The sequence below is a fragment of the Thiothrix caldifontis genome (assembly GCF_900107695.1).
In the GTDB taxonomy this organism is placed as follows: domain Bacteria; phylum Pseudomonadota; class Gammaproteobacteria; order Thiotrichales; family Thiotrichaceae; genus Thiothrix; species Thiothrix caldifontis.
The window spans coordinates 13,744-37,795 of record NZ_FNQP01000030.1 but is presented as its reverse complement, the minus strand read 5'-3'; the positions used below and the strand labels follow the sequence as shown (position 1 = coordinate 37,795).

The following is a 24,052-nucleotide window of genomic DNA, read 5'->3' as shown; positions in this document are numbered from 1 at the left end:
GAATCCAACCGCATTGGCACATTGGCAGAAAACCTGTTGTTGCAAGTGCCGGAGGTGAAACAGGTCGGGCGGCGCACCGGACGCGCTGAACTGGACGAACACGCCGAAGGGGTGCATTCCAGCGAAATTGACGTGGATTTAGCACCTTCGGAACGTGGGCGTGACGCGGTATTGGCGGACATTCGCAGCCGATTGGCGGTGATCCCGGCTGCCATCAATATCGGGCAACCGATTTCGCACCGCCTTGACCATTTGCTCTCTGGAGTCAGGGCGCAAATAGCCTTGAAAGTGTTTGGCGATGACACCGACACCTTGCGTAGCTTGGCAACAGATTTGCAAACCCGCTTGGCAGCGATTCCCGGCGTGGTCGATTTGCAGCTCGAAAAACAGGTGCGCATCCCGCAATTGCAGGTACGGGTCGATTACAACAAAGTGCAGCAATACGGCGTTACCCCTGCCAGCATCAACCAAGCCCTCGAAACCCTTGCCAACGGCGCAACGGTCGCACAAGTGTTGGACAATAACCGCCGTGCCGACGTGGTGATCCGCCTGCAAGACGCTGACCGCACCGCCCACGGTTTGCGCAATCTGCTGGTGGAAACCCACGCGGGCTACATTCCCCTACAACAGATTGCCAGCATCGAAGACAGCAGCGGCCCCAACCAGATCGTGCGTGAAAACAGCCGCCGCCGCATTGTGCTGTCTGCCAATGCCGCTGATGGCGCGGACATGGCAGGTGTGGTGCAAGCCATCCGTGCCGAACTTGCCGATTTCCCGTTACCCGAAGGCTATTTCACCCGCCTCGAAGGGCAGTTCCAGGCACAAGAGGAAGCTACCCAACTCATTGCCATGCTGGCGCTGGTATCACTGACGCTGATTTTTCTGGTGTTGTACAGCCGTTACCAATCCAGCGTGTTGGCGCTCATCATCATGGGAAATATCCCGCTGGCACTGGTCGGTGGGGTGGTGGCGCTGTGGCTGGCGGGGCAAACGCTGTCGGTGGCAAGTCTGGTCGGCTTCATCACACTGGCGGGGATTTCCACCCGCAACGGCATCCTTAAAATCAGCCATTACCAGCATCTGGTGCAGCATGAAGGCGAAACGTTCGGCATCCCCATGATCGTGCGCGGCAGCCTGGAACGTCTGACACCCGTGTTGATGACCGCGTTGGTGGCAGCGTTTGCGTTGCTGCCCCTGATCTTAGCCAGCGGCGAACCGGGCAAGGAAATTTTGCATCCGGTGGCATTAGTCATTTTCGGCGGGTTGGTCAGTTCCACCCTGCTCGATACCCTGCTTACCCCGGTACTGTTTTACCGCTGGGGCGAAAAACCGTTACAAAACCTTTTATCTAATCAAGGAGCTACCCATGAAACTGTTTAAAACCACCCTGTTTGCTGCATCCCTACTGATGGCAGGCTATGCAATGGCGCATACAGATGAATTCCTCGATAGCCAGAAATCCCCGCACGATGGGCAAATCCGCATGACCGACACCCACCATCTCGAACTGGTGATCAAGGACAAGGACATCACCGTATACGTGATGAACCATGCCAACGAAGCCCAGCCCAGTGCGGGAATGACCGCCACCGCCACGGTGCTTTCTGGTGATACCAAAACCGAAGTGAAGCTGGAACCAGTGGAAGAAAACCTGCTGAAAGGCACGGGCGACTTCAAAACCAGTGATGACATGAAAGTGGTGTTGTCGGTTACGCCTGCACCCATGACAGTACGCTACACCCCGTTCCAGAAGGCGGAAGCCGACCCAGCAGCAGAAACAGCTCCGGCTGGGCATGACATGGGCAAAATGGACATGCCCGCCAAGGATGAAGTGAAAAAGTAAGGCTTCCTGTTCCGCTACACCAGCTACCCATCATTACTCATGCCCATGCTGGTGATGGGCATCCGGGAAATGGGCATGGGTATGCACCATCGGTTCATGCCTGTGCCAATGCCGGTGCTTGATACCCACCGCTACCGGAAAATCATGCCCATGCTGGTGGTGTTCATCATGGGTATGCTCATGTTCATGTTCCAGTGCACCATGCGGGTGTTCGTGGGCATGATTTTCTGTCAAATGCAGCCAGACACCTGCCGCCATCAACAGCCCCGCTGCCAGCAGTGGCACTGTGACGGGTTCGCCCAACAACACGATGGAGAGCATTGCACCGAAGAAGGGTGCAACTGAAAAATAAGCCCCGGTACGGGCAGTCCCCAAATGGCGCAAACTGACCACGAACAGGGTGAGGCTTACCCCGTAAGCCAGAAACCCCAGCAACAGGGCTGCACCCAACAAAGGAAGTGCGGGTAGCGATGCAGCACCCAATACCCACACCAAGGCAAGATTGACGATACCCGCCACCAGCCCTTTCACCGACGCAATCCATGTTGCATCATTCAGTGATACCTTGCGGGTTAGGTTATTGTCGACTCCCCAAGCAAAACAGGCTCCGAGTATCGCCAGCGCAGGCCATACAGTGCCAATGCGTGCTTCCCCTGACCAACTCAATAGCAACGCCCCGGCAACGATAGCGAACATACCCAGTGCAATGCGCCGATCCACGTTTTCGCGGAAGACGAACCATGCCAGCAGTGCGGTGAACACCCCTTCGGCATTGAGCAGCAGGGAAGCACCGGAAGCAGGCATATTGACCAACCCCACCATCAGTAACACAGGTGCAATGACCCCTCCAGACAGCACCGCACCACCAAACCAGAGGGTTTCGTGACGGGATAGCCTGACTGACGGGGCGTGACTGAACCAGCGGTACAACAGCAACCCCAGCCCTGAACCCAGATACAGCAAGCCCGCCAGCATCCACGGGCTAATGCCATCCAGCAACAACTTAGCCAGCGGAGTGCTTGCGCCAAACAGTACGGCAGCACCTAAAGCGGCGGGGATGCCTTGCTGGGAAAAAGCCAATTTTTCCGGTTTAACCGTGCGTTTTATCTCACATTGCTCCCATAGCCAGTGTATAAACCAATCCCAATACGGCACACACGCCGATTACTTTCATCACGTCCACCTTGTATTTCCACAAGGCAATAAACGCAGCGATTGCTACCACCACAGCGAACCATTCAAACGGGGCTGTAAACGGAGTCGCGTCCGTCGCTTTCGGCCAGAACGTATGCCAAGCGAAAAACACCGCCAGATTCATGATGACACCCACCACCGCAGCGGTCACGCCGGTCAAAGGTGCGGTAAACTTGATGTCATTACGCGAGCTTTCCACCACTGGCCCTACCGCGAGAATGAACAGGAATGACGGCAAAAAGGTGAAAAACGTTGCCACCGCTGCCCCGGCAAAACCGGCAGCAAGCGGATTGGTAAACACTTCCTTGGTAACACCCCCCAGATAGCCTACCCAAGTGACCACCATGATTAATGGCCCTGGGGTAGTCTCGCCCAGTGCCAGACCATCAATCATTTGCGGGCCGGTCAGCCAGCCGTACTGTTCCACCCCACCTTGGTACACATACGGTAACACCGCATACGCCCCACCAATGGTCAGAAATGCTGCCTTGGTAAAGAAACTGCCCATGTCATTCAGGGTTTGCTGCCCGCCGACCACCAGCATTGCCAGCCCCCAGATGCCAACAAATACCGCCAGCGTCATCCCCAGCTTCATCCATGAGAATTGGGCGTGTGCCGGAGTGGGTGTGTGGTCATCAATCACCGCCGCGCCGTATTGCTTGTCAGATGCACCGTGTCCGCCGCCGCCTTTGAACTTGTCCGGCATGACTTTGCCACCAATCACACCCAATAAAGCGGCTGCTAACACAATCCACGGGAAACCAATCCCAAACACAAAAATGGCAACAAAAGCCGCTGCTGCAATGCCCCACAAGACGCTGTTTTTCAGTGCCTTCGAGCCAATTCGCCACGCCGCAAACAGCACAATCGCCACCACTGCGGGTTTTATGCCATAAAATAGACCCTGCATCAGCGGTACATCGCCCCATGCCAGATACACCCCCGCCAATACGGAGAGCAGTAAAAACGCAGGCATAAAGAACAATACCCCCGCCATCACCGCGCCCACCACGCCGTGCATCAACCAGCTAATGTAAATCGCCAACTGGATCGCTTCCGGCCCCGGCAAGATCATGCAGAAATTCAGTGCGTGTAAAAAACGGTGTTCCGAAATCCAGCGTTTCTTTTCCACCAGATCGGTGTGCATCATCGCAATCTGCCCCATCGGGCCACCAAAGCTGATGAAACCGAGTTTCAGCCAGTAGAAAAATGCTTCGCCCAAGGTTGGGGTACTCGGAGGTAAATTAGCCATAACGACCATCCACACGCGGTTTGATCAACATGGGTGCATACTGCCAAACAAACAGGGCGAAAGCCACGATCCAGATAAATTGCGCCATTAATATCCACAAAGCGTAAAACTGCGGCAACAACCATACTGCGACCACCCGCACCAGCGTACCGATTAGCAATAAGCCGAAAATCACGCTGACTAACGACGGCGGCTCAGCCACATTACGCCCAGTATGCCCCAGCGTCACACGCGCCATCATCCCCACCGTCAGGGTCGCAATCCCGCCATACGCAAACGCATGAACTGCCAAAAACGGTGAAATTCCCGCCGCCAGGCTCAGAAATTTCAGCGCAAAACCCGCAATCAACCAGCCATACGCCAGATACAGTACCCACAACAACGGCTTTTGCCAAATATTGGGGTGATACCAGCCCCACAAACGCAAAATATGCAGCGGCACTTGCACCAATGCCAAAAGTGCTGCCGCCCACGCTGAGCCGGGATGACCGCTTGCCATTGCCAGCAAATCCGCCAGCATAAACAGCAAAAACAAAATCAAGCTGGCGCGATCAATCCGCGAATGGTTCTGTGCAGTAAACGGGCAACCTACACCGCGTTCGATGAAAAACGGGATTACCCGCCGCCCCATCGTCAAAATCAACGCTACAATGACGTAAAAACCCGCATACAAACCCAGTTGCATTCCTTGCGCCCAAATACCTAGCAAACCCAGATAAAACAGCGTGTTCGCCAGCAACAGCAATGCAACCTTGCCCACAATCGCCGCTTGATTCCATTGTTTCGCTCGGATAATGGGCAGTGCCGCTGCGACCAGTAAACCCGTGAGCCACACCACATCCAACACTGCCGTCCACACCAGCGGCAACCCCGTAAACGGCAATACCCGTGCTGCCAACCATAATCCCGCCAATAGCAGCAATGGCGTACCACTCAAGGTTTGTTGCCCCGTCCAGTTTTTGATAGCCGTCAGCAAAAATCCCGCCGCAACCGCCGCCGCATACCCAAATACCATTTCATGCGCGTGCCACGTTATCGACGGGTAAGCACTGTGCAAGCCTTGCCAGTTAAAGCTGTAAAGGGCAGTCCATAACAACATGCCCACCAGCGCATACAAGCCCGCCGCCAAAAAGAACGGGCGGAAACCGAGGTGGGTAAACGCATGACGCTGTGAAGCGGGCGGGGTAATCTCCAGTTTGATCATGGCGAAGTTTTCTCACTAATAAAGTTGATGTAAACACTAGGGTAATCGCGTGGGGTGGGCGTTGATCTACATCAAGTGTCATTTTGGGTGCGAATGGCATTGCACCACCCGCACACGCTTTAGTTTACCGGCACAATACGTCAGTACGGGTACTTTCCACGATTGCACCCGCGTCAGCGATAATGTCTTCCGGCACATTCAAATCGCGCAAGGCTTTGACCAGATTTTCCACCGTGGCATCGAAATGCACATCCGAAAGCCCCATGTGATCGACCATGTGCTGGTGAGCAGAACGCATGTCCTTACCTGCGTAACCGCCTTCCGCGCCCAACGCAAAGGAAATGAAATCCTTCTGGTGTTGGCGTTGCTTTTCCATATTGGTATTCGCGAAAAAGTGTTTGACGCGATCATCCGTCAGCATGTATTCGTAAAAACGATCAACTGCTGCATCCACTGCGGCTTTACCACCAATACGCTTAAAAACATCTCTCATTGTGAAACTTCCTTATGACTAAAAAACATGAATAAAACTAACCCCAGCAACACCAAACACCACACGGCAAAACCCACCCACACGATCAGCAGTGAAATCCACTGCAACGGCGGAAATTCAGCCGCCAAACCCAGTCGGTAACTGGCAACCGCATACATTCCCAGCGGAAACACCATGCTCCACATCGCCGGTTCGTAGCGTAGCGGGTAACGTTTCACCCCGTGCTTCCATACCCCAAAGATCACCAGCATCGGAATCCACCAAGTTGCCCACGACCACAACAACATTGCTACGCCATCAATAAACGGGTGCAAGGCTTGTAAAAAGTGCAGGCTAGGCGAGGTTTGCAACAACACCGTTCCGGCATTCACCCCTGCCGCCGCAGCACCCATAATGACCCACAGCAGGGGTGAAGTGTCTTCCGGTTGAAACCGTTGAAAGAAGATCCGATAACAAAATAACGTGACAAAAATTCCGTATAACACCAGCCCCAGCAGCCACAGCAAATGCACTTCCACCAGCATGTAATCGGTGTAAATGCCCAAATCCGGCGCAACCATCACCCCCAACAATACCAGCGATTGCGTGGCAATAATCGAGGTCAGCCAGTCACCATGCACCACATTCACGGTATGCGGATGCGTTAAAAATGTCAGCACACTAAAGCTCAAGTACAACAGCAACGACCACACCACAAACGCAAACGCCCAGCAAGCCAACGCCAATTGCGGATAGCCATGTTGATGCAGCAAAATGCCCACCACATTGGTCGATACCACCAAGGTAAAAAATGCAAATACCCGCCGGATATTCAACAGGTCGATTTTCACCGCCTGCGGGAAACGCCACAAACGCCACGCACTCAAGCTCAGCATCACCACCCATGCCAGCAAAGCGGCGGCAAATAACCCTTCAGCCAGCACATTTTGCCCGATCATATCGAAGGCAATGCTCAAAATACCGCTCGCCATTGCCACGGCGAAGTAGCCGGGTGGCAAGCCTTCCAGCCATCGGAGTGTGTTGTCAGATGTATGCTGCATCATGGATAAACTAGCCAGTACTCCACGCACGGGGGCGTTGCATTCCGGCAATTTTGCAGGTTTGTTTCACATAGCCATAAGGGAACAGATGGAACAATTGCTGCTTGGCGGCTTTTTTGTCGATTCCTTGCTGTTTTGCCATGAAATCGGTGACGTGGCGGATGTCGGGGGTGATTTTGTGTTCTTCCCAATAATCACGCACGTATTGCAACACGACCCAGTAATCATCGGTCAATTCGATGTTTTCTTCAGCGGAGAAAGCGTGGGCAATGTCTGGATTCCAATCTTCGGGGTTAACGAGATAGCCTTCGGCATCGCGTTCAACGTTTAGTTCTGTGGACATGGTGTGCCTCCTATTCCTACTAAAATGTTCAGATTTAAGCATACGCATAAGCATTAGTGCTTACATAACGATATTTTTTGCTGTCTAATATCGAAATTGTCGATAGTAAAGATTGCCGCATGGATACCGAACAAGCCCGTACTTTCCTCGCGATTGCTGCCCACGGCAGTTTTATTGCCGCTGCTAGCCAGCTACACCTCACGCAATCCACCGTGAGTGCGCGGATTCAACGGCTGGAGGAAACCTTGAATGCGCGGCTGTTCGTGCGCAACCGCTCCGGCGCGAGCCTGACACCCGCAGGGCGGCGTTTTCTGGAATACGCCAAACGGTTGGTATTCACCGCAGAACAGGCGATTCACGACGTGGGTTCATCCAGCCGTTACCGCGCTACGCTGCGTGTCGGGGGGCGCATTGCGTTGTGGGAAGGTTTTTTGCCGCAATGGGTCGGGTGGATGCGCCGCACCAATCCCGATGTGGCGATGTGCACGGAAATCGGCTTTGAAGATGACCTAATGCGCCGTTTGATTGAAGGCACGCTCGACATGGGTTTGATGTACACACCCAGCCATCAGCCGGGGTTGATTGTTGAGCATTTGTTTGACGAACGCCTGATTCTGGTCAGCAGTCGCCCCGATGTTCACGAACCGGGGTCGGGTTACGTCCACGTTGATTGGGGGGCAAGTTTTCATGCGCAACACCGCCAAAGTTTCCCGCAAATGGAAACGCCCGCGTTGGTGGCGAATATCGGTTGGTTAGCGATACAACTGGTGCTCGCAAATGGTGGCTGCTGTTTTTTGCCGGTGCGTTTGGCACAGCCGTTGTTGACGACGGGGCAATTGTTTCCGGTGGTGGGTGCGCCGGAATACGACCATCCGGCGTACATGGTTTATCCGCAAAAAGCCGAGAGCATGGTGTTGGAACAGGCGGTGCAGGGCTTGCGGGAAGTGGCGAAGCAGCAACGTTAACCCACACTTTCCTCATACGTCTTGCACCACCACCTATGAATCGGGTGGTTTTTGCTGACGCAAGCAGGTGAATAATCCCTGCATCCATGCCTGTTGGCGATCTTCAGCACGAACCACCAGCCACAGATGTTTTTCCAGCGGCTGGACCGCGTGAGTTAACAGCGCAATGCGATCCCGACAGGCATTGCGTTCCAATAACCATGCGGGAAGGAGCGCAATTCCGCGTCCACTGGCAACCATCCCCAGCATCAATTCCGTATCCCCCACCGTCTTGTGGTGGCGTGGCTCCAGCCCGGCAGGTTGCAAAAGCTGGGTGAACACATCCAAACGGCTACGCTCCACCGGATAGGTCAGCAAGGTTTCATCTGTCAAATCACTGGCGGTGAACGTTTGCCGTGTCGCCAAGCGGTGCTGCTTGCTTACCGCCAAGCATAGCCGGTAGCTGAACAGTGGTTCGTGGTGCAAATCACCATGCGGCATCTGGTCGGGTGTTAGGCAGGCATCAATCTGGTAGCTCAGCAAAGCCGGTAACGCGGAAAAGCGGTACTGGCTGACCACATCCACATCAATAGCAGACCATTCCTGCATAAAACGGGTCAGTGCCGGATTCAGCCATTGCGCACAAGGCAAGCATTCCACCGCGACATGCAAACGCCCGCCGCGCCCGTCCGCCATCAGTTTGAGGCGACTGCGGGTGATTGCAATTTCTGGCAAAACCCGCAGCGCCAGCCGCAACAATTCCTGTCCCGCAGGCGTGAGGCTGAGGCGTTGCCCCTGTTTGTTCCAGAAGGCAATACCGATCTCGTGTTCCAATGCTTTCATGCGGTGTGACAGGGCGGATTGGGTCAGGCACAAGGCTTCTGCCGCCGCACCGAGCGTCTGGTACTGGTGCAGTGCGTGGATAATGCGTAGGTGGGCGATGTCCATAATGAGATTTACTCATGATTTACTGAGAAAAACGCGATTCTATTCATTGGTCGATCACTGCACAATCCACCTTCCTGTTATTCAATGGAAGAATGTGTATGCGACTCCACAACCTCGGCTTCCCGCGCATGGGCGCGAACCGTGAACTGAAATTTGCACTGGAAAGTTATTGGAAAGGCACTGCTGACGCTGATAATTTGCTGACGACGGCTTACAGCTTGCGCCAACAACACTGGAACGTCCAGCAGCAAGCCGGGCTGGACTTTGTGCCAGTGGGCGATTTCGCCCTCTACGACCATGTGCTGAACACCAGCCTGATGCTCGGCAATATCCCGCCACGTTTCCAACAGGGGCAAGGGGCAAACGAACTTGACCAGTATTTTCGCATGGCACGGGGACGCGCCCCGACAGGCGAACCGACCTTTGCCTGTGAAATGACCAAATGGTTTGACACCAATTACCACTACATCGTGCCGGAACTGGCGGCAGATACCGATTTCCATCTGGCATCCACCCAATTGCTGGATCAGGTGAAAGAAGCCAAAGCCGCCGGGTTCAACCCCAAGCCCGTCCTGCTGGGGCCGTTGTCGTACCTGTGGCTGGGCAAGGTCAAGGGGCAAGACTTCGACAAGCTGGAACTGCTGCCGCGCCTGTTGCCCGTGTATGTGGAAGTGTTGCAATACCTTGCCGCGCTGGGGGTGGAATGGGTGCAAATCGACGAACCCATTCTGGTGCTGGATTTGCCGCTGGCATGGCAAAACGCCTTTGAATCCGCCTACAACCAGCTCCAAAGCCGTAACCTAAACCTGTTGCTGGCAAGCTATTTCGGTGAGTTGCGTGACAACTTGCGGCTGGCGTGCAACTTGCCCGTGGCAGGACTGCATCTGGATGCGGTGCGCGGGCGGGAGGAAGTGGCGCGGGTGCTGGACAACCTTTCACCCTACAAAGTGCTGTCCCTTGGGGTGGTGGATGGGCGCAACCTCTGGAAAACCGACCTCAACGCGGTGCTGGCATGGCTCGAACCCATCCACCAACGCTTAGGGGAACGCCTGTGGCTTGCCCCCTCCTGCTCATTGCTGCACGTACCGCTGGATTTGGGGCTGGAAACCACGCTGGATACAGAACTGAAAAACTGGCTGGCGTTTGCTGTGCAAAAGCTGGATGAATTGCGCATCCTCAGCCAAGCCCTGACCCAAGGACGTGGCAGTGTGCGTACTGCGCTGGAAGCCAACCACGCCGCCATTGAAAGCCGCCAAACCTCCACACGGGTACACAACCCGGCAGTGGCACAACGCATGGCAGACATTACCCCGGCACTGCTGCAACGCGCATCCACTTACCCCGAACGCGCCAAGGCGCAACAGCAACGCTTTGAGTTGCCGCTGTACCCCACCACCACCATTGGCTCATTCCCACAAACACAAGAGATCCGCAAGGCACGGCGTGACTTCAAGGCGGGGCAACTGGATACAGCCAGCTACCACGCTGCGATGCAGGCAGAAATCCGCTACGCCGTCGAAGTGCAAGAACAACTGGGGTTGGATGTCCCCGTGCATGGTGAAGCCGAACGTAACGACATGGTGGAATACTTCGGAGAACAGCTTGCCGGATACGCCTTCACCCGGCTGGGTTGGGTACAGTCCTACGGTAGCCGTTGCGTCAAACCGCCGATCATTTACGGCGATGTCTCACGCCCGTTGGCGATGACGGTGGAATGGTCGGCTTATGCCCAGTCCCTCACCGCCAAGCCCATGAAAGGGATGCTCACCGGCCCGGTTACCATGCTGCAATGGTCATTCGTGCGGGACGACCAGCCGCGCCGTGATACCGCGTTCCAGATTGCGCTGGCGTTGCGGGATGAAATCCTCGACCTGGAAGCGGCAGGCATCGGCATTATCCAAGTGGATGAACCCGCCTTCCGCGAAGGTTTGCCACTGCGCAAAACCGAATGGAAAGCCTACCTGCAATGGGCGGTGGAGGCGTTCCGTCTGTCAGTAGCGGGGGTACGCGATGATACCCAAATCCATACCCACATGTGCTATTCCGAGTTCAACGACATCATGCCGGAGATTGCCGCGATGGATGCGGACGTGATCACCATCGAAACCTCGCGTTCCGATATGGAATTGCTGGAAGCGTTCAGTGAATTTGCCTACCCCAATGAAATCGGCCCCGGCGTGTACGACATCCACAGCCCCAATATCCCCACGGTAGACAGCATGGTGCGGATGATGCAGAAAGCCAGCCGCGACATTCCACCCCAACGCTTGTGGGTGAACCCGGATTGTGGGCTGAAAACGCGCCAATGGGCGGAGGTGATCCCGGCACTGGCCAACATGGTGGAGGCTACCAAGGTGTTACGCAGCGTTGTCTGATAAGGAAGCCTGTTTCAAACCCGGCAGGAGAATTTCCTTCCTGTCGGGCGGTTAAAACTGCGCCACCCCCAACACCAGCAACCCCAACGCCATCAATCCAGCCGCCAGCAAACGCTGTTGCCAAGCCTCTTTTTCCTTTAAAACAAGCATTGCCAACAGGCTCGCCAGCACAATCCCCGTATTGGTAAACGCTACCACATAGGCGGCTGGCAGGTATTGCATCGACTGGATCACCAGCGCATACGCTGTCCCAATGAACAGCCCACCGGGCAGCAAGTAACGCCATTCCGGGCGGCAGGCGGGTACGATATTGGCAGTCTGGCGGTAATTCATCCATGACAGCGCCACAAACGAAGCCAGATAGCCCAATGAAACAAAACCCAGCAAAGCAGGCAAGCTGGGCAAGGCTGACACGGCGACTTCATCAAGCCAACACCATGCCATCAAACCCCACCCGCACCGACTCCGGCAGCGCAGCAGGGTTTTCCAGTAACCAAACATCCAGCGTATGGTCAAGGTGGGTCAACACCGTTTGCTTAGGCTGGATGGACTCGTGCAAAGCCAGCAAGGTATTCAAGTCATTATGACCACGCGGGGTGGCGGTTGCTGGGGGAAAGGAACAATCCATCACCAGATAATCTGGCTGCGCGGCGTGCAGAAAATCCTGCACCTCGGTTTGTAATCCGGCAGTATCCGTCAGGTAGGCAAATACCTTGCCGCCTTGTTCCAGACAATACCCCAGCGTCAATTTGGAATGGTTCAGCGGCAGCGGGGTGACATGCACCCCACCCAGCCGGAAGCGACGGAACGGGTAAGCCCGCTGGCTAAAATCCAGAATGCCGGGGTGTTTATACAAATCCGCGCAACCTTCCGCATCGTCAGGGCTAATCACAGGAATTCGGGTATTTTTTCCCCAGCGCAGAGGGAACAAGCCCTGCACATGGTCAGGGTGGTAATGGGTGAGCAGGATATGTGACAGGCTACCCAGCGGGAAGCGTTCCGCCAAATCCATCAAGCCCGCATCCAGCAACACCTGCTGTTCGCCGTTGCTCAGCAACGCACTGCATGGGCGGCGACGCAGGCGATCATCGGCACGCGCCCGTTCACAGGCAGTGCAGTGGCAGCCGTAAACGGGCAACCCCGCTGCATTGCCCGTTCCCAAGAGTTGCAGTCTCAAACCATCAACAGTTGGCATAACTGTTCCCCCGCATCCTCCAAGGCACCATCGTTATCCAGCGTTTGCAAACGGGGCAAATCCGGCAGGCTAAAGGCTTGCGCCCGTTGCAGGCGTTGCTGTATGTCGGCGGCGGTTTCGCGTCCCCGCTGATGCAGGCGCGTTGCCAGCACTTCCGGTTTGACCCGCACCCAAACGGGGACAAGCGCGGGGAACAGTGCCAAGGCTTGCGGCAAATAAGCGCGTGAACCATTGACGACCACATTCAAGCCCAACTGCATCCAACTGTTGATTTCCACACCAATACCATAGGACAAGCCGTGGCTTTCCCAATGCATGATAAAACAGCCCCGCGCCCGTCGTTCAGCAAACTCTGCCGGACTCAAGGCAATGTGGTTTTCCCCGCTGAGTTCCACCGGGCGGGTAATGTAACGGTGGGCGAAGGTAACGGGCTTCCCTGCCAAGCGCGTCCGCGCATAGCGCAACAGGCTGTCTTTCCCCGCCCCGGAAGCACCAACCAGATAGAACAGCGTGCCATCCTTGGTGTCAGGTATGGTCATATTGCACCCGATAAGCCGCCGCTCCATGCACCCAAACATCAGCCACTTGCGGTAATGCCCCTAAGTGGCTGACGGCAATCAGGTCGGCACGTTTGCCCACGGCGATTTCCCCCCGGTCATGCAGCCCCGCTGCCTTGGCGGGGTTATTGGCAACCAATTGCACCGCTTGCGGCAATGTCAGCACAGCGTCTTCCACCAGTTTGAACACCGCAACAATCAACGCCGCCGGGGCATAGTCCGCACACAGGCAGGTGGCTACTCCGGCATGGATAGCATCCACCGCCCGCATGGAACCGGATTGGCTTTTGCCCCGTAAAATATTGGGTGCGCCGAAAATGGTGTGCATCCCCTTGTCACAAGCGGCTTGCGCCGTTGCCAGATTGATGGGGAATTCGGAAATGTTTACCCCTAACGCCGTCATCGTGGCGACCCGCTCCGGGGTGTCATCGTCGTGGCTGGCGGTGGCAATGCCGTAGGTCTGGGCAGCCGCCACCAGCGTCTGGATACGGTCGATGGCCCCGGCAGCTTCATCCTGCTTGCGTTGCAGCAGCGCATCCAGTTCCGCTTCGGATTTTTGGTAGGTACGGGCAATGTAGTCACGGTAAGCCGCCACATCCTTGAACTGCCCTTGCCCCGGTGTGTGGTCCATGAAGGAAATCAGGTGCGCTTCCTGCTTTTCCAGCAAGTCCAGCAGTACCGGAAACCCGGTCGGGTCGGTAATTTCGTAGCGGCAATGTACCCGGTTGTCCACCAAGGCGTGCGGCATCCAATCATGCACTGCGCGAGCAATAGATGCCGCAAACGCATTGTTACGTACCCCCAGCTCTTCATTGGCAAAGGATAAGGCATGGAACACGGTGGTAATGCCCGCTGCGGCATTGCGTTTGTCGGCTTGCGCACAGGCAAAATCCAGCGGGAAATGCACATTGGGGCGGGGTTCGACTTCTTTTTCCAGCGCATCGCAGTGCAGGTCGATCATACCGGGCAGCAAGGTTTTGCCGTACAGGTTTTCCACCCGCGCATCCGTCGCCGTTTCCGGGTTAATTGCAGCGATCACGCCGTCTTCCAGCAACAGGCTGGCATTCTCCAGCACACAGTCAGCCAGCACGATACGGGCGTTGGTGAGTAAGGTTTTCATGGTGTGGTTCCTTCAAAAAAATGTTCAGTCCCCGGCGGTGGGGCGAGTTCCACCACCGCATCGGCGAGGCGTTCCACCAGCGCGGGGCTGTGAAAAATGGCTAACAAGCCCGTACCGCCCTGTTTCAGTTCGGCAATCAGTTCCACCACGCGGTCGGTGGTTTTGGGGTCAAGGCTGGCGGTGGGTTCGTCCAGCAGCAACAAGCGCGGTTTTGCCAGCAGCCCGCGTGCCAGATTGACGCGCTGGCGTTCCCCGCCGGAAAAGGTCGCGGGTGAGACGCCCCACAGGCGTTCCGGCAAGTTCAAGCGTTGCAGGATGTCGCGGGCTTGGGCGCGTGCCGTGCCACGTTCGACACCCCGCTGGAACAGTGGCATTGCCACCACATCTTCGGTGCTTTGGCGCGGCAAGGTGTGCAGGAACTGGGTCACAAACCCGATGTCCCGCTGGCGCAGGGCGAGGATCTGATGCTCATCTGCTGTTGCCAGATCTACCCTGCCACCGTTGGCAGTGCGGTACAGCAACTGCCCGCTGCTGGGCAAATACGTGAGGTAAATGCCCTTGAGTACCGTGGACTTGCCCGCCCCGGTAGGGCCAATTAACGCCGTCAACCGACCGGGGTACACGTTCAGGTTGACATGGCTGCTGGAGGGCAAGGTTTTACCCTGCTCGTGCAGCACAAAGGTTTTGGAATAGTCACGGACTTCCAGAATCGGTTGGTCAGACATGCTTAACTCCTACAGGGCGGAAGCCACTAAACGTTGGGTATAGGCGTGCTGCGGGTCTTCCAGAATCTGGTCGGTCAGCCCTGACTCAATCACGCGCCCGTATTTCATGACCAAGGTGCGCCCCGCCAGCAAGCGGATCACACCCAAGTCGTGGGTGACGGCAATCATTGCTGTACCCAGTTCTTGCTGGATTTCCATAATCAGGTCGAGGATGGCAGCCTGCACCGACAAATCCAGCCCGGTGGTGACTTCATCCAGCAACAGCAAGGGCGGGTTGGTGGCGAGTGCCTTGGCAATCTGTACCCGTTGTTGCATCCCACCGGAAAAGTTTTTCGGGAGTTCATCCATGCGTTGTGTCAACACTTCGGTGCGGCGCAACAGTGTGGTGGCACGTTGGCGAATCTCGCCGTAATGGCTGAGGTTGCTCATCAACAGGCGTTCGGCAATATTGCCCCCGGCGGATACATTAAAATTTAGCCCCAACACCGGGTTTTGGTACACCATGCCAAACCGCTGGTTGCGTAACTGGCGTTGTTGCGCGGCATTGAGGGCGTACAAATCGTAGGCATTGCCTTGGTCATAAAAGACCGCCGTGCCGCAGGTCGGGGCTTCATCAAAATACAGTGCCTTGACAGCCGTGGATTTCCCTGATCCCGATTCCCCCATGATGCCGAGGATTTCACCCCGGCACAGGTCAAACGAGAGGTTGTGCGCTGCTACCACACTGCCACAACGCGGGCAGATATTGGTGTCGTGTTCTGGGCCGGTGAGGTCAAAACAGTGTGGGCAACCGTTACCGTACACTTTCCCCAAGCCGCGTACTTCTAGCACCTTGTCGAGGGTGGGGGTGCTGATGTTGTCATTCACCATGCGCTTGCTCCTGTTGTTGGGTGCAATAGTCGCTATCTGAACATTGGTAGACTTTTCCGCCCGTATTCGGGTCGCTGAACTCATCCAGAAAACTGTCGCGTGAACCGCACCGCTGGCAGGCGCGGCGTTCCCCGCTTACCCGGTCGGTAAAGTCTTCGGTACGGAATGGCACGTCATCAAATACCAGCGGTTCTGCCAGCGTGTAAGGCGGGACGGCATACACTTTTTTCTCACGCCCTGCGCCAAACAGCAGCAATGCTGGGCTTTGGTGCAGCTTCGGCACGTCATAGCGCGGAATCGGTGACGGGTCGATTACGTAATGCCCATTAATGCGCGTGGGGTAACGGTGCGAAATGGTGATTTCCTTGAAATGCACCAAATCCTCATACAGCTTGACCAGCAGGCGGGAATAATCCGCTTCGCCGTGCATCACCTTGCGGCGGGTTTCTGAGGGTTCGACAATCACCAGCGGGTCAGGGTAAGGCACTTGTAGCACCAGCACCTGATCTTCGCGCAGGGGCTGTTCCGGGATGCGGTGGCGGCTTTGGATCAAGGTGGCTTCCTGGGTGCGCGTGGTGGTGTTAATGCTGGGGCAAGTCAATTCAATAAAATGGCGCAAATTCACGGCATTGACGGAATCATCCGAGCCTTGGTCAATGACTTTCAGGGTTTCACCTTCACCGATCAGGCTCAGGGTGAGTTGCAGTCCACCTGTGCCAAAGCCTCTCCCCATCGGCATTTCCCGACTGGAATAGGGAACTTGATAACCGGGGATGGCAATCGCTTTCAGCACGGTGCGGCGCACTTCCTTTTTGGCGTAGCTATCCAGAAACCCAAACGGGTAATCCGTGGCGGTACTCATGCCTTGCCCTCCTGTTGTTGCTGTTGCGTGGTGCGTAACCTGTCCATGTCCGACTGGAACGTGACGTAATGCGGCATTTTGTAGTGGGTGCAGAACCCCATTGAGTCGATGCCATCCACATGCAACAGCACAAATTCAGGGTCTTCTGACGGGTTTTGTGGCTTGCCATTGGCTTGCCCGTTTTGCAAGGCGCGATCCAGAATTGCCATCGAAATCGCCTTGACTTCGTTATGCCCAAAACACGCCCCGTAGCCGAGGGTGAAGGTTGGTTTCTGCCCTTTTTCCGCTTTGCCATACATGGCCACCACTTCACATTCGGTTATTAGCACCTCCCCCGCCTCAATCAGCTCACCACTGATGGGGTGGGGCAGCAATACCGGCAAGTAGCCTACCCGCAATTCCGCCACAGTAGGATGCACATCGCCATAACCGCGCATATTGGAATAGGCAATCGCCAGCAATGACCCGGTTTCCCCCCGTGCCAGCGTCGCCAAGGCTGCGGAACGCGGTACGGGGAACACCAGCGGCTCACGGGTAATATCAAACGGCGTACCTGCGGCGGGTTGCGGTTCAGGCAACAAGCCTTCGGCACGCAGCGCATCCAGCACCTTGGGGAAAGTGTCGGGTATGTCCGTCTGTGGCGTATCCGCCAGCCATGCCTTGGCAATGGCGCGGAATTGTTCGGGTGATTCATCCAGCAACTGCATTTTCAACAAACGTAAGGCATAGTCAGTGGTTGCCCCCAGCATTTGCCCGCCCGGAATGTCCTTGAATGCCGAGGAAATGCGCCGTACTACCCGCAGGTTGCGGGTATCCAGCAACGGGCTTTCCAGCAAGCGCGGCTGGGTGGAGCGGAATGCCCGTAACGCAAATGCCGCCTCTAAGGTATCGCCCAAACTTTGCTTAATGGCGAGTGCTGCCAGTGTTGGGTGGTATAGCCCACCTTCGGACATCACTCGGCTGTGCAAATAACGCAACTGGGTTTCAATGGTGTGTGTGTCCAGTGGCAAGCCTGCCTCACCTTGCTCGGTGCGCAGGTAATCCAGCAACGCTTCTGCCCCGGCGATGGCTTTACCACCGCCTTTGATGGCTACGTAACCCATTAGCACACCTCCAGTTGTGTAGTCCGTGGGATCGCCACAAACCGGCGTTGGGTATCGGTTAAGAGGCAATCCACCCCTAGCGGGAAGTGACAGCACCAGTCCGCCCGTTGCGCCAGCCAAGAAGGGTGCAAACCCGCCAACTCCAGCGTGGTTTCCTGTTGGATGCCAGGGCCACGCAAGCGCAAAGCCTGTGCGCCGCTACCGATACTCGCCACCGCCAACAACAAGGTAGCGGATTGCTCAGGGTCGGTGAGTGTTCCCAACAGCGGGGTAAAATCTGCCGCTTGTGCGCCGTCACACAAGATGAACCGTGCGGTTGATAGTGGCGCTGGCTGGGCTTGCAACAGCGGCCACTGCGTGGCTTCCAGCAAGCCATCCCGGTCACATAAACTGCTTGTGCCATCCAGCAGCGTTGCCAACAGCGCGTGATAAGCCGCCGCTGGTAACGTATCAGCGAGGGTTTGCACCTTGCCGGGGTAAGAATAGGCATCCAGCAACTGCCGGAATACCTGTTGTTGCAGCGGCGTTTGCCAGATCGGCTCAATCATCGTTGCCTCCGGTGGTTTCCAGCAGGGAAAAATTCACGTGGGTTTTCGCCAGCATGACTTTACGGTTGGCTTGCACTTGGGCGCGAACCGCTTGCCCCTGCGCTACCGCCTTGGCAACCGCCTCAGCCCCCGGCAACTGTGCGCTCAAAATGGCATCACAGATAGCCAAGGCTTCCGCCAACTCAGCATTGTCCTGCATGACGTGTGCTGCGCCTTGTGCTTGTATGCCATCGGGCAGGGTTAATTCCACCCACGCCCTGGCGACGGGGAACTCACCCAGATAAAATGCCTGATGCAAGGTACTTTCCTGCAACTGCAACATACCCAAACCCTGTTCTGGCAGGGCGAGGTAACGACGTTGCCAGCCTTGTGCCAACCGCTGTGCCAAGGCAATGACCTCAGCAGCAGGCAGGCTCGCCAGTGCAGGTAAACAGACGCTACGCCCTTCGTAATGGTGCTTATCCATGCCTCCCTCCTTCAATGCAATTTGCTACGGATCAGGCCAGACAGCCGATCCAGCACGATGATCGTACCCAGCATAATGATCAATAAAGCCGCAGCTTGATTGTAATTGAACATCCGCAAGGTGTCGTACAGGGCAATCCCGATGCCCCCCGCCCCGACCAGACCCAGCACTGCCCCGGTACGGATATTGCGGTCGAGGATATACAAGGTATACCCCGTCATTTCGCGTAAAATGGAAGGCCAGCCAGCATACAGGATTTTTTGCGAGAACCCCGCCCCGACCGCATCCAGTGCTTCGTAACGCCCGTGTTCGACCCGCTCCAGACTTTCAGCAAAAAATTTACCCAGAAACCCGGCAGTATGAATGCCCAGTGCCAATGCTCCCGGCAATGGCCCCAGCCCCATGCTGGAAACCAAAATCAACGCCAACAGGATGTCAGGCATCGCCCGCATAAAATTCAGCAATTCACGGGTCAGGTTGTACACCCAAGGGTTAGGGCTAAGGTTACGCGCCGCATACGGGGCCAGCAGGAAGGCGATGATGAACGCCAGTACTGTTCCCCACAAACCCATCGCCATGGTTTCCAGCATCAACCACAAGTACTTGGGGGCATCGCGGAAATCGGGGGAAGTGTAACGGCTAAAATATTCCAGAATATCTTGCCAGCCCCACAGCAGTGTCTGGAAGGAAATGTCCAAATGCCACACCACCAGCCAACACAACCCCAGCAACAAGCTCGCCCACAACGGTATCAGGTTGCGCGGTTTAGGCGGCAACGCGGGTAAATTCACTAAACGCTCAGTTGCCATGACGCTGCACCCCACCGTGGATCACTTGCCCACGCACATAACTGGAAAAACGGTCAATCAGGGTAACAGCGAGGTAAATGCCCAGAATAATAATAATCAGGCGTTCAAACTCGAAATAACGGATGGCATTGACCAAATCAAAACCAATCCCGCCTGCACCCACAATCCCTAATACCGTGGCAGCGCGTACATTGTGGTCTAGCACATACAGCAACGTACCGATGAAGTCCGGCAAGGCTTGCGGGAACATGGCAAAACTGCGCACCTGCAACCAGCCCGCCCCGTGTGCTGCCACGCCTTCTACCGGCCCTGCGGGGATCACCTCAAGGGCATCGGCAAAAAACCGCGCCATGAAACCGACACTGACGACGGTAATGGCGAGTACCCCCGGAAACGGCCCCAGGCCAATCGCCGAGACAAACACCAGCGCCCACACCAATTCTGGCAATGCTCGCAAAAAAGCCGCGACATCCCGCACGATTTGCCCCACCCACGGATACGGGGTAGCATTACGTGCCGCCAGAAAACCCAGTGGCAAGCTGATGAGGGTAGCCAGCACCGTTGCCAGCAAGGCAATTTCCAGCGTTTCCAGCATTTTCAGCGCAAATTGTGGAATGTATTCCCATTCGGGTTGCTGGTGGAACATCCGCCCCACGAACAGCACGGTATCATCGGCTTTGGTGACTAATGTCCACAAGTTGAACTCAACCAAGGGCGCGGATACCAGCAACAGTAGCAGAACCCCTAACGCTGTTACCCACAATGCCTTGGGTGGGCGACCATCAGGCGTGGGCCAGCGCAAGTTCAGCATGGCGTGTCTCCTGTGGTTGGCTGTCACGGTGGTAAATTGTTTGCAGGCGATTATCCGTCAACTGACCCGGTGCATCATCAAAGATGACCCGCCCGCTATTCAAGCCAATGACCCGATCAGCGTACTGGTGGGTGTAATCAGGTTGGTGCAGGTTAGCCACCACGGCAATACCGTCTTCCCGGCAAATCTGCTTGAGCAAACCCAGCACTTCGGTACTGGTGACGGGATCAAGGCTGGCAACTGGCTCATCTGCCAGAATCACCCGTGGTCGTTGCGCCAATGCCCGCGCAATCCCCACCCGTTGCTGTTGCCCACCGGAAAGCTGGTCAGCGCGTACCCACGCCTTTTCTGCCAGCCCGACCCGTGCCAAGGCTTCATGGGCGATGCGGAAATCTTCCTCGCGGAACAAATGCAACATGCTACCCAGCCAAGAGCGGTAAGCCAGCCTGCCGATCAGTACATTGGTCATCACGTTCAGCCTACCCACCAGATTGAAGTGCTGGAACACCATGCCGACTTCACGGCGGACATGGCGCAGGTTACGCCGTTGCAAAACCGTGCCATTGATACTCACACTGCCTTCAGTGGGGGTTTCCAACCCGTTGAACAGGCGTAATAGGGTGGACTTGCCCGACCCGGACGGTCCAAGGATGACGGTAAATTGCCCCGCTTCAAGGGCAAGGCTGACACCGTTGAGGGCGGCTGTACCATTGGCGTAGCGTTTGCTGAGGTGGCTGGTGCTGATAATGGCCATGAGACGTGTCCTGTTATCCGTAAAAAACCCAACTTATCTAGTTGTCTATACAAGTTGTGGTGCGTGAAAATTTTCCAAAAAGCCCCTCCCCAGCAAGGAGGAGGGTAAATCTTTGGAGAGGTGGAGAGAGCTTTATTTCATCATGTCTTCTTTAGCCAGACCCAGTTCCTTGATCATGTCGCGGATCATCTGGTAGTCCTCAGGCTTGACTTCATCGTAACGTGCCAGCTCACCGTAGCCGGTCACTTCGATGTCTTTGTGGGCATTGAGGATGGCATCCTTGATCTTGGCTTTCTTGTCAGCGTCCAGATCGCCACGGTAAGTCAGTGGTGAACCCGGCAGTGGCTCAGATTCAGCGATAATGCAGCTTTCATCCTTGCTGATTTCGCCTTTCTTGACCATTTTTTCGTAAGTGATGTCGTTGTCAGCCGCTGCGTCAGCCGTCTTGTTTTTTACTGCCAATTCGGCAGCATCGTGCGCACCGGCATAGGCAAACTTACCAAAGAATTCATCCGGTTTTTTGCCAGTTTCTTGTTTGATCATGTAGGTCGGCATCAAACCACCCGAAGTGGATGTTGGGTTGACGAACACGACGTTTTTGCCTTCGAGGTCTTTCAGGGTTTTGATGCCGGAATCACAACGGGCAACAAAGATGGATTTGTAGGTGTGGCTCTCGCTACCTTTGCGGATACCGGCTGCAAACGGTTCTGCGCCCGCTTCCTGTTCTGCCAGTACGTAAGACAGTGGGCCAAACCAGGCGACATCAATGCGCTTTTTGCGCATGGCTTCGATCACGCCCGCGTAGTCGGTAGCGGTGAACACTTTCACTGGCTCGCCCAGCTTTTTTTCCAGATAAGCACGCATGGGTTCAAATTTCTTGACCATTTCCTCGGCGTTTTCAGCCGGGATCAAGCCGAAGGTAAGGTCAGCCTGTGCCGCAGGGGCAACCAGTGCCAAACCCATCAGGGTAGCAGCAAACAGTTTTTTCAGTGGCATGGATAATCTCCAGTTAGTAATAGCTAGTCAGGGTTGAAGCGAAAGTTGTACCCGATCCGCCCGGAAGCGGGTCAGGGCATATTCGATAATTCTGCCGGTGTTGACATCCTTGTTGAGGCTCTTGACCCGTAATACCGGCTGATTACGGGGCATTTTCAGGTGATGCGCATCCAGCCCTTGGGGCAGCATGGCAGTCACCAGACTCTCTGTTCGTTGCAATTGGATGCCGCAACACTGGGCGAGAAAGTCGTGCAATGACCCCCCTGTATAGTCATTCCAGAGACTTTCCAGCCCGGTGTGCGGCAAAAAATGGCTGATGATGCAAAACGGTCGTGTATCCACTAAACGCAGAGTTTCCAGCACGATGATTGCTGTTCCCTCCGCTACTTGTAGGCGACGCGCAACCCCGCCCGCTGCATGGGCTTGTTGTTTATGCAACAAATGGCTGGCGGTGGCTTTACCGCTGGAGGCAAAAGTTTCGGTAAAACGGGTGCTTTGATGAATGGCGTAATCGAGTTCTGCTTCCACCACGCAAACGCCTTTGCCGTGCTGACGTTCCACTAAACCTTTATCCACCAGCTCATCCACCGCACGGCGCAAGGTGTGGCGGTTGACCCCAAAGCGTTCGGCTAGGGCTTGCTCGGCGGGTAGGTAGTCCCCCGCTTCGTAGTTACGGGCAATATCCGCCTCCAGCATCTCGCTGATTTGGGCGTACAAGGCTTGACCTTGCTGGCGGGTGATGGGTGATACAGTCATCTATACATCTCCATGAGTTGGGCGGATGATAGAGCTGTTTTCTAACGGGATAGTGACGTTGCTGTTAAGGTTTTATGAAGGTTGGAGGCATGTGAGGGGAGGCGGGAATACGTTCATGGCGAAGCGTTGTTTAGTCATTTGCCCACGCTTTCTTCATACGTCTTGCCATCGCGAATATGATACAGCCGCTTAAAGGTCGGAATGATCTTCTCATCATGCGTCACCACAATAATCGCAGTTTGATGCTGTTGCGCCATGTCGTTGAGAATTTTCACCACCGCTAATGCCCGTTCGCCATCCAGCGGCGCGGTGGGTTCGTCGGCAAGAATCACCGGCGGATTATTTGCCAACGCCCGCGCAATCGACACGCGCTGTTGTTCACCACCGGAGAGCAGTGCCGGATTGGATTTGGCGCGATGGGCTACGTCGAGAGCTTCGAGTAATTCCAACGCACGGCGGCGGGCTTCCTTGTTGGATTTGCCCGCCAGCATCGGCAACAGCGCCACATTGTCGGTCACGTCCAAAAACGGGATCAGGTACGGGGCTTGGAACACAAAGCCGATGCGGTCACGGCGTAAGGTGCGTAAATCTTTCACCTTCCATACCCCATCGAAAATGGCTTCGCCGCCCAAAAACATCTGCCCTGCGGTCGGGTCAATCACTGCGCCCAGACATTTCAGCAAGGTACTTTTGCCCGAACCGCTGGGGCCGACCAGCCCAACGACTTCGCCGGGGGCAATGCGCATATCCACGCCTTTGAGCGCATCCACCGCCGTGTCGCCGCTGCCGTAACGTTTGCATAAGCCGCGTAATTCAATCGCCGGAGTGGTGTTATCTGCCATGT

General features: G+C 55.7%; 27 protein-coding genes. 4 read left to right on the top strand and 23 right to left on the bottom strand.

Annotated elements, in window-relative coordinates:
• Positions 1-1,380 (top strand): efflux RND transporter permease subunit (locus tag BLV87_RS16695; RefSeq protein WP_139282214.1); only part of this gene is annotated, 1,380 nt, incomplete at its 5' end.
• Positions 1,367-1,843, top strand: coding sequence for a hypothetical protein (locus tag BLV87_RS16690; RefSeq protein WP_093070520.1), 477 nt, complete (start codon positions 1,367-1,369; stop codon positions 1,841-1,843). The genes BLV87_RS16695 and BLV87_RS16690, both read left to right, overlap by 14 nt.
• A 33-nt stretch (positions 1,844-1,876) precedes the next feature.
• Here BLV87_RS16690 and BLV87_RS16685 read toward each other — a convergent pair whose 3' ends face one another.
• The 6 genes from BLV87_RS16685 to BLV87_RS16660 all read right to left on the bottom strand — a co-directional run bounded on the left by BLV87_RS16685 (position 1,877) and on the right by BLV87_RS16660 (position 7,369).
• Positions 1,877-2,923: a DMT family transporter gene (locus BLV87_RS16685; protein ID WP_093070518.1), complete on the bottom strand. Its 1,047-nt coding sequence runs from the start codon at positions 2,921-2,923 to the stop codon at positions 1,877-1,879.
• A 28-nt stretch (positions 2,924-2,951) separates the two neighbouring features.
• Positions 2,952-4,289, bottom strand: a complete 1,338-nt coding sequence (gene chrA / locus BLV87_RS16680) for a chromate efflux transporter (RefSeq protein WP_093070517.1) — start codon at positions 4,287-4,289, stop codon at positions 2,952-2,954.
• The gene (locus tag BLV87_RS16675; RefSeq protein ID WP_093070515.1) at positions 4,282-5,493 is read right to left on the bottom strand and encodes an NnrS family protein; all 1,212 of its coding nucleotides are present in this window, start codon (positions 5,491-5,493) and stop codon (positions 4,282-4,284) included. The genes chrA and BLV87_RS16675 overlap by 8 nt, the downstream gene beginning before the upstream one ends.
• Before the next feature lie 124 nt (positions 5,494-5,617).
• A complete protein-coding gene (locus BLV87_RS16670; RefSeq protein ID WP_093070514.1) occupies positions 5,618-5,986 on the bottom strand; it encodes a group I truncated hemoglobin in 369 nt (122 codons plus the stop codon).
• A complete protein-coding gene (locus BLV87_RS16665) occupies positions 5,983-7,029 on the bottom strand; it encodes a tellurite resistance/C4-dicarboxylate transporter family protein (RefSeq protein ID WP_093070512.1) in 1,047 nt (348 codons plus the stop codon). Before BLV87_RS16665 ends, BLV87_RS16670 begins: the two co-directional genes overlap by 4 nt.
• A 7-nt stretch (positions 7,030-7,036) precedes the next feature.
• On the bottom strand, positions 7,037-7,369 hold the full coding sequence (locus BLV87_RS16660) for a TusE/DsrC/DsvC family sulfur relay protein (protein WP_093070510.1): 333 nt from the start codon (positions 7,367-7,369) through the stop codon (positions 7,037-7,039).
• 119 nt (positions 7,370-7,488) lie between these two features.
• Between BLV87_RS16660 and BLV87_RS16655 the strand changes: the two genes are divergently transcribed.
• Positions 7,489-8,334, top strand: a complete 846-nt coding sequence (locus tag BLV87_RS16655) for a LysR family transcriptional regulator (protein ID WP_093070509.1) — start codon at positions 7,489-7,491, stop codon at positions 8,332-8,334.
• Between the two features lie 33 nt (positions 8,335-8,367).
• Here BLV87_RS16655 and BLV87_RS16650 read toward each other — a convergent pair whose 3' ends face one another.
• On the bottom strand, positions 8,368-9,261 hold the full coding sequence (locus tag BLV87_RS16650) for a LysR substrate-binding domain-containing protein (protein WP_093070507.1): 894 nt from the start codon (positions 9,259-9,261) through the stop codon (positions 8,368-8,370).
• Positions 9,262-9,359: 98 nt separating this feature from the next.
• On the opposite strand from BLV87_RS16650, the gene metE reads away from it, so the two are divergent.
• Positions 9,360-11,636, top strand: coding sequence for a 5-methyltetrahydropteroyltriglutamate--homocysteine S-methyltransferase (gene metE, locus BLV87_RS16645; protein WP_093070506.1), 2,277 nt, complete (start codon positions 9,360-9,362; stop codon positions 11,634-11,636).
• Positions 11,637-11,687: 51 nt separating this feature from the next.
• Here the strand turns inward: metE and BLV87_RS16640 are convergent, their stop codons facing one another.
• From BLV87_RS16640 to BLV87_RS16565, 16 genes are all read right to left on the bottom strand, one after another.
• Complete coding sequence (locus BLV87_RS16640) at positions 11,688-12,080, bottom strand: EamA family transporter (RefSeq protein ID WP_093070504.1); 393 nt, start codon at positions 12,078-12,080, stop codon at positions 11,688-11,690.
• A complete protein-coding gene (gene phnP / locus BLV87_RS16635; RefSeq protein WP_217630019.1) occupies positions 12,061-12,831 on the bottom strand; it encodes a phosphonate metabolism protein PhnP in 771 nt (256 codons plus the stop codon). The genes BLV87_RS16640 and phnP overlap by 20 nt, the downstream gene beginning before the upstream one ends.
• Positions 12,810-13,370 carry a phosphonate metabolism protein/1,5-bisphosphokinase (PRPP-forming) PhnN gene (gene phnN / locus BLV87_RS16630; RefSeq protein WP_093070501.1) on the bottom strand — a complete coding sequence of 187 codons (561 nt, stop codon included), beginning with the start codon at positions 13,368-13,370 and terminating at the stop codon, positions 12,810-12,812. Before phnN ends, phnP begins: the two co-directional genes overlap by 22 nt.
• On the bottom strand, positions 13,357-14,508 hold the full coding sequence (locus tag BLV87_RS16625; RefSeq protein WP_093070499.1) for an alpha-D-ribose 1-methylphosphonate 5-triphosphate diphosphatase: 1,152 nt from the start codon (positions 14,506-14,508) through the stop codon (positions 13,357-13,359). The genes phnN and BLV87_RS16625 overlap by 14 nt, the downstream gene beginning before the upstream one ends.
• Positions 14,505-15,233 carry a phosphonate C-P lyase system protein PhnL gene (gene phnL / locus BLV87_RS16620; RefSeq protein WP_093070497.1) on the bottom strand — a complete coding sequence of 243 codons (729 nt, stop codon included), beginning with the start codon at positions 15,231-15,233 and terminating at the stop codon, positions 14,505-14,507. Before phnL ends, BLV87_RS16625 begins: the two co-directional genes overlap by 4 nt.
• 9 nt (positions 15,234-15,242) lie before the next feature.
• Positions 15,243-16,103, bottom strand: coding sequence for an ATP-binding cassette domain-containing protein (locus BLV87_RS16615; RefSeq protein ID WP_093070495.1), 861 nt, complete (start codon positions 16,101-16,103; stop codon positions 15,243-15,245).
• Entirely contained in the window at positions 16,093-16,965 is an 873-nt protein-coding gene (locus BLV87_RS16610; protein ID WP_093070493.1) for an alpha-D-ribose 1-methylphosphonate 5-phosphate C-P-lyase PhnJ, read from the bottom strand. The genes BLV87_RS16615 and BLV87_RS16610 overlap by 11 nt, the downstream gene beginning before the upstream one ends.
• The gene (locus tag BLV87_RS16605; RefSeq protein WP_093070491.1) at positions 16,962-18,068 is read right to left on the bottom strand and encodes a carbon-phosphorus lyase complex subunit PhnI; all 1,107 of its coding nucleotides are present in this window, start codon (positions 18,066-18,068) and stop codon (positions 16,962-16,964) included. The genes BLV87_RS16610 and BLV87_RS16605 overlap by 4 nt, the downstream gene beginning before the upstream one ends.
• Complete coding sequence (gene phnH / locus BLV87_RS16600; protein WP_093070489.1) at positions 18,068-18,616, bottom strand: phosphonate C-P lyase system protein PhnH; 549 nt, start codon at positions 18,614-18,616, stop codon at positions 18,068-18,070. The genes BLV87_RS16605 and phnH overlap by 1 nt, the downstream gene beginning before the upstream one ends.
• Positions 18,609-19,082, bottom strand: coding sequence for a phosphonate C-P lyase system protein PhnG (gene phnG, locus BLV87_RS16595; RefSeq protein ID WP_093070487.1), 474 nt, complete (start codon positions 19,080-19,082; stop codon positions 18,609-18,611). The genes phnH and phnG overlap by 8 nt, the downstream gene beginning before the upstream one ends.
• Positions 19,083-19,093: 11 nt before the next feature.
• Positions 19,094-19,891 carry a phosphonate ABC transporter, permease protein PhnE gene (gene phnE, locus BLV87_RS16590; RefSeq protein WP_093070486.1) on the bottom strand — a complete coding sequence of 266 codons (798 nt, stop codon included), beginning with the start codon at positions 19,889-19,891 and terminating at the stop codon, positions 19,094-19,096.
• Entirely contained in the window at positions 19,881-20,702 is an 822-nt protein-coding gene (gene phnE, locus BLV87_RS16585) for a phosphonate ABC transporter, permease protein PhnE (protein WP_093070484.1), read from the bottom strand. Before phnE (BLV87_RS16585) ends, phnE (BLV87_RS16590) begins: the two co-directional genes overlap by 11 nt.
• On the bottom strand, positions 20,674-21,456 hold the full coding sequence (gene phnC / locus BLV87_RS16580; RefSeq protein ID WP_093070483.1) for a phosphonate ABC transporter ATP-binding protein: 783 nt from the start codon (positions 21,454-21,456) through the stop codon (positions 20,674-20,676). Before phnC ends, phnE (BLV87_RS16585) begins: the two co-directional genes overlap by 29 nt.
• Before the next feature lie 132 nt (positions 21,457-21,588).
• Positions 21,589-22,452 carry a phosphonate ABC transporter substrate-binding protein gene (gene phnD / locus BLV87_RS16575; RefSeq protein ID WP_093070481.1) on the bottom strand — a complete coding sequence of 288 codons (864 nt, stop codon included), beginning with the start codon at positions 22,450-22,452 and terminating at the stop codon, positions 21,589-21,591.
• Positions 22,453-22,479: 27 nt separating this feature from the next.
• Positions 22,480-23,208, bottom strand: coding sequence for a phosphonate metabolism transcriptional regulator PhnF (gene phnF / locus BLV87_RS16570; RefSeq protein WP_093070480.1), 729 nt, complete (start codon positions 23,206-23,208; stop codon positions 22,480-22,482).
• A gap of 134 nt (positions 23,209-23,342) precedes the next feature.
• On the bottom strand, positions 23,343-24,050 hold the full coding sequence (locus BLV87_RS16565; RefSeq protein WP_093070478.1) for an ABC transporter ATP-binding protein: 708 nt from the start codon (positions 24,048-24,050) through the stop codon (positions 23,343-23,345).
• Between the last annotated feature and the right edge of the window lie 2 nt (positions 24,051-24,052).

What these genes read in the sequence shown, in the direction of transcription:
- BLV87_RS16690 (WP_093070520.1), top strand. Translation starts at nt 1,367, where the DNA reads ATGAAACTGTTTAAAACCACCCTGTTTGCTGCATCCCTACTGATGGCA.
- chrA (WP_093070517.1), bottom strand. Translation starts at nt 4,289, where the DNA reads ATGGCTAATTTACCTCCGAGTACCCCAACCTTGGGCGAAGCATTTTTC.
- BLV87_RS16675 (WP_093070515.1), bottom strand. Translation starts at nt 5,493, where the DNA reads ATGATCAAACTGGAGATTACCCCGCCCGCTTCACAGCGTCATGCGTTT.
- BLV87_RS16670 (WP_093070514.1), bottom strand. Translation starts at nt 5,986, where the DNA reads ATGAGAGATGTTTTTAAGCGTATTGGTGGTAAAGCCGCAGTGGATGCA.
- BLV87_RS16665 (WP_093070512.1), bottom strand. Translation starts at nt 7,029, where the DNA reads ATGATGCAGCATACATCTGACAACACACTCCGATGGCTGGAAGGCTTG.
- BLV87_RS16660 (WP_093070510.1), bottom strand. Translation starts at nt 7,369, where the DNA reads ATGTCCACAGAACTAAACGTTGAACGCGATGCCGAAGGCTATCTCGTT.
- BLV87_RS16655 (WP_093070509.1), top strand. Translation starts at nt 7,489, where the DNA reads ATGGATACCGAACAAGCCCGTACTTTCCTCGCGATTGCTGCCCACGGC.
- BLV87_RS16650 (WP_093070507.1), bottom strand. Translation starts at nt 9,261, where the DNA reads ATGGACATCGCCCACCTACGCATTATCCACGCACTGCACCAGTACCAG.
- metE (WP_093070506.1), top strand. Translation starts at nt 9,360, where the DNA reads ATGCGACTCCACAACCTCGGCTTCCCGCGCATGGGCGCGAACCGTGAA.
- BLV87_RS16640 (WP_093070504.1), bottom strand. Translation starts at nt 12,080, where the DNA reads ATGGCATGGTGTTGGCTTGATGAAGTCGCCGTGTCAGCCTTGCCCAGC.
- phnP (WP_217630019.1), bottom strand. Translation starts at nt 12,831, where the DNA reads ATGCCAACTGTTGATGGTTTGAGACTGCAACTCTTGGGAACGGGCAAT.
- phnN (WP_093070501.1), bottom strand. Translation starts at nt 13,370, where the DNA reads ATGACCATACCTGACACCAAGGATGGCACGCTGTTCTATCTGGTTGGT.
- BLV87_RS16625 (WP_093070499.1), bottom strand. Translation starts at nt 14,508, where the DNA reads ATGAAAACCTTACTCACCAACGCCCGTATCGTGCTGGCTGACTGTGTG.
- phnL (WP_093070497.1), bottom strand. Translation starts at nt 15,233, where the DNA reads ATGTCTGACCAACCGATTCTGGAAGTCCGTGACTATTCCAAAACCTTT.
- BLV87_RS16615 (WP_093070495.1), bottom strand. Translation starts at nt 16,103, where the DNA reads ATGGTGAATGACAACATCAGCACCCCCACCCTCGACAAGGTGCTAGAA.
- BLV87_RS16610 (WP_093070493.1), bottom strand. Translation starts at nt 16,965, where the DNA reads ATGAGTACCGCCACGGATTACCCGTTTGGGTTTCTGGATAGCTACGCC.
- BLV87_RS16605 (WP_093070491.1), bottom strand. Translation starts at nt 18,068, where the DNA reads ATGGGTTACGTAGCCATCAAAGGCGGTGGTAAAGCCATCGCCGGGGCA.
- phnH (WP_093070489.1), bottom strand. Translation starts at nt 18,616, where the DNA reads ATGATTGAGCCGATCTGGCAAACGCCGCTGCAACAACAGGTATTCCGG.
- phnG (WP_093070487.1), bottom strand. Translation starts at nt 19,082, where the DNA reads ATGGATAAGCACCATTACGAAGGGCGTAGCGTCTGTTTACCTGCACTG.
- phnE (WP_093070486.1), bottom strand. Translation starts at nt 19,891, where the DNA reads ATGGCAACTGAGCGTTTAGTGAATTTACCCGCGTTGCCGCCTAAACCG.
- phnE (WP_093070484.1), bottom strand. Translation starts at nt 20,702, where the DNA reads ATGCTGAACTTGCGCTGGCCCACGCCTGATGGTCGCCCACCCAAGGCA.
- phnC (WP_093070483.1), bottom strand. Translation starts at nt 21,456, where the DNA reads ATGGCCATTATCAGCACCAGCCACCTCAGCAAACGCTACGCCAATGGT.
- phnD (WP_093070481.1), bottom strand. Translation starts at nt 22,452, where the DNA reads ATGCCACTGAAAAAACTGTTTGCTGCTACCCTGATGGGTTTGGCACTG.
- phnF (WP_093070480.1), bottom strand. Translation starts at nt 23,208, where the DNA reads ATGACTGTATCACCCATCACCCGCCAGCAAGGTCAAGCCTTGTACGCC.
- BLV87_RS16565 (WP_093070478.1), bottom strand. Translation starts at nt 24,050, where the DNA reads ATGGCAGATAACACCACTCCGGCGATTGAATTACGCGGCTTATGCAAA.